The 2,996-nt window shown below is 52.3% G+C and carries 3 protein-coding genes; all 3 read left to right on the top strand.

Annotation, left to right across the window (positions count from 1 at the left end; translation table 11 throughout):
- The coding region (locus WBV75_RS02505) for an efflux RND transporter permease subunit (protein WP_424119082.1) at positions 1–300 on the top strand (300 nt) is incomplete at its 5' end.
- Entirely contained in the window at positions 300–1,766 is a 1,467-nt protein-coding gene (locus tag WBV75_RS02500; protein ID WP_424119081.1) for an efflux transporter outer membrane subunit, read from the top strand. The genes WBV75_RS02505 and WBV75_RS02500, both read left to right, overlap by 1 nt.
- An 89-nt stretch (positions 1,767–1,855) precedes the next feature.
- The gene (locus tag WBV75_RS02495) at positions 1,856–2,926 is read left to right on the top strand and encodes a Gfo/Idh/MocA family protein (protein ID WP_424119080.1); all 1,071 of its coding nucleotides are present in this window, start codon (positions 1,856–1,858) and stop codon (positions 2,924–2,926) included.
- The last annotated feature ends 70 nt before the right edge of the window (positions 2,927–2,996 follow it).

Below are 2,996 nucleotides of genomic sequence, written 5' to 3'. Positions count from 1 at the left end.
AATGAAGAATTTAAAAACGGCTCTTCCCTATACGATGCGGCTACGGCAGCCGCCAAATCCAGGTTCCGCCCCATCCTGATGACTGCCTTTTCATTTATCCTGGGTGTATTTCCCCTGGTGGTCGCTTCCGGAACGGGCGCAGAAGCGCGAAAAGTAATGGGTATGGCCCTTTTGGGCGGAATGACTGTGGCCACCTTCCTGGGGGTCCTGTTCTACCCCATGCTGTTCCTGCTCATTGGGAAACTGGCGGGATACGAAAAGAAACGCGATGCTGAACTCGCCAAAACTGCAGAAGCCTGATGAAACGAATCCTCCTTATACTCTTCGTCGCGCTGCTCTTGCAAAACTGTAAGATTGGGAAGAATTACCGGGGTACGGATCTCGTCCAGCCCGACAAATACGCCCAACAGGTCCCCGGCTTACAGGTGGAATACGACAGCATAAACACCGATTCCCTGGAATTGAGTACGGCAGACCTGAAATGGTGGAACCTCTATGACGACCCCGTCCTGGACAGCCTTATCCGGGCCGCTATGGAAAATAACCGGGACGTACTCATCGCAGCTGAAAATGTATTGCAGGGAAGGCTCGCGTTAAAGAACCAGAACGCCGAAATGCTTCCCAAGGTAGATGTAACCGGGCAAGTCCAACGCGGGAATTTTTTACTCAACCAGGTGGGTTCTACCCAGAACCTCGTCCTTGGAGCGGCCTCCGCCAATTGGGAATTGGATCTTTGGGGAAAACTCAGACGCCTTTCAGAAGCCGCCAGGGCAGACCTTGTCACCTCAGAATACGGTTACAGGGGGGTGATGATTTCGTTAATCAGCGAGGTAGCCACCACCTACTTTTCCCTGCTTCGGGCCAAATCCCAGTATGAAATTTCCATGCGCAATGCGACTGCCCGGGATAGTATGCTTCAACTGATTCAGGCGCGCTACGACAAGGGGATCGTCCCCATTATCGACGTGAATCAGGCCACCATCCAATACACCATAGCAGCCGGGGCCATTCCCCAATATGAACTTCAGATCGTACAACTGCAAAATACCCTGAGTATCCTGTTGGGTCAGAACCCTGGGAGTGTCGCTACAGGCAAGCCACTGAACGCCCAGAATTACAACATCGAATTACCCCTGGCCCGACCGGTAGACCTGCTTGCGAGAAGGCCCGATGTCATTGCAGCAGAATATCAACTGATTGCACAAAATGCCCTGGTAGGGGCCGCCAAAGGGAATCGGTTACCTTCGTTAAACGCCTCTGCCCTGATCGGGATTACCGCAGATAGTTTTGGCAATCTGAGTTTTAACAATCCCCTCTGGACGCTTTCCGGACAATTGGCTGGGCCTCTCTTTTATTGGGGCCAGCTCAAACGGCAGGTCGATATTGAGGATAGCCGCAGCTATCAAGCCCTTTATTCGTATCAAAACACGGTCTTCTTTGCCCTAAAAGAGGTGGAAGACATCCTTGCCGAAATCCGAACGACCCAGGATGAAATAAATATCGCCGAGCAGCGCCGTTCTGCCGCACTTCAAGCCCAAACGCTCTCGCGGGAACGCTATAATATGGGGGTGACCAGTTACCTAGAATTCCTGGAACAACAGCGACAGGCCTTCGATGCGGAATTATTACTGGAGGGATTACGGGCCAACCTGCTGTCATCCTACGTCAGGCTCTATAAAGCCCTCGGGGGCGGATGGCTGACCGAGGAGGAGGAAGCCCAGATCAAAGAAGCCAACGCAGAAAAGGCTGCACAGGAGAAAGGGTAAAGACCTTCCCGGGAGCAGGCCTTACGTATAAACATAGAACTCAGTTTGTGAAATTCCCCAGCTATCCTTGCCTAATCTTTTTACTATCTATGATCTCAGTTCCGGGATTCAGTCAGGACACCCCCCTTCGGATAGGGATCGCAGGACTGACCCATACCCATGTCCACCAGATTTTCAACAGTGCCAAGGAGGGTGATATTGAGATTGTGGGTATTGCTGAAGCCAATTCAGATCTGGCCCAACGCTATATCGACCTCTACGGTTTTGACATGGAGCGGGTGTATCCGACCCTGGATGAACTTATCAATGCCCAGAAACCAGAGGCTGTTGCCGCCTTTGGCGCTATTGACGAACACCTGGGGATTGTAGAGACCTGTGCTCCTGCCGGAATCCACGTCATGGTGGAAAAGCCCCTGGCGGTTTCCGCAGCCCATGCCGATCGAATGGCAAGTCTCGCCCGAGAGCACGGAATTTATTTACTGACCAATTACGAGACTACCTGGTATCCTACCACACATCACGCCTTCGCCTGGGTCCAGGGGATAGGTGATGTCCGGAAAGTGGTCATCCGGGATGGCCACCGGGGCCCGGAGCAAATAGGGGTCGATCCGGAATTCCTCGAATGGCTGATCGATCCGGTACGTAACGGTGGAGGCGCCCTCATGGATTTCGGATGTTACGGTGCCAACCTGATGACGCGTTTGATGGATGGGGAGAAACCTGTTGCTGTTACTGCCATTACCCAACAATTGCAACCAGAAAGCAATCCTAAAGTCGAAGATGAGGCCCTGATCATCCTGGAATATCCGAAGGCCAATGCAGTCATCCATGCCTCCTGGAACTGGCCTATCGGGCGGAAGGACATGGAAATCTACGGCCTGGAGGGGGCGCTATTTGCCGATAACCGAAGTCAACTACGCCTTAGAATGGCTGAAGGATATGATGGCTTTGAGGAAACGGTTTTAGAGCTGGAACCCCGGCCGGCACCATATCACGATCCTTTTTCGTATTTCAGGGCTGTGATACGCGGTGAGATCGCTCCTGAAACCTTTGACCTGTCCTCCCTCGAAAACAACCTGATAGTTATGGAAATTTTGGAAGCTGCCAAGCAGAGCGCCCTGGATGGGAGACGAGTGGTATTATCCAAAGGTTCGGATTGACCTGGTTTTAAAATTCCTTAAACACTCTGGAGCGCTGAGACATATGTGGACGCCATGACACCTGTAATCC

It is taken from the genome of Robiginitalea sp. (assembly GCF_049588695.1).
In the GTDB taxonomy this organism is placed as follows: domain Bacteria; phylum Bacteroidota; class Bacteroidia; order Flavobacteriales; family Flavobacteriaceae; genus Robiginitalea.
This window is presented reverse-complemented; position numbering and strand designations above follow the sequence as displayed.

Bases quoted from the DNA above. Each gene is read 5' to 3' on its own strand.
- WBV75_RS02500 (WP_424119081.1), top strand. From the start codon at position 300: ATGAAACGAATCCTCCTTATACTCTTCGTCGCGCTGCTCTTGCAAAAC.
- WBV75_RS02495 (WP_424119080.1), top strand. From the start codon at position 1,856: ATGATCTCAGTTCCGGGATTCAGTCAGGACACCCCCCTTCGGATAGGG.